Below are 281 nucleotides of genomic sequence, written 5' to 3'. Positions count from 1 at the left end.
CGCGCGAGGTTGTGTGTCGACGGCCGGCTGCGCTTGCGCCTGCGAACGCGATTGATAATTTCGCCCAATGGAAGGGGCGACCTCGGCGATTCAGGTGCTTGAAGAAAAACACTCGATGAAAGTCGCGGAGACGCTGGCTCGCGACAGCGTCTTCGGCGTGCTCAGCGCCAAGCGGCGCCAGCAGCTGGCACACAGCGGCACGATTCTGCGGCTCGAGAAGGGTCAGCGCCTGTTCGGCCACGGTGACAAGTCCGACGAAGATCGCAAACGCTGCGTCGGAC

At 63.3% G+C, this 281-nt stretch carries 1 protein-coding gene; it reads left to right on the top strand.

The features are described 5' to 3' along the window. Positions 1-67: 67 nt before the first annotated feature. On the top strand, positions 68-281 hold a 214-nt coding region (locus Q5762_RS38005), incomplete at its 3' end, for a hypothetical protein (RefSeq protein ID WP_315896877.1).

Source organism: Streptomyces sp. P9(2023) (assembly GCF_032436795.1).
In the GTDB taxonomy this organism is placed as follows: Bacteria; Actinomycetota; Actinomycetes; order Streptomycetales; family Streptomycetaceae; genus Streptomyces.
Note: the sequence above shows the minus strand (reverse complement) of the source record. Positions and strands in the feature narration are given on the sequence as shown.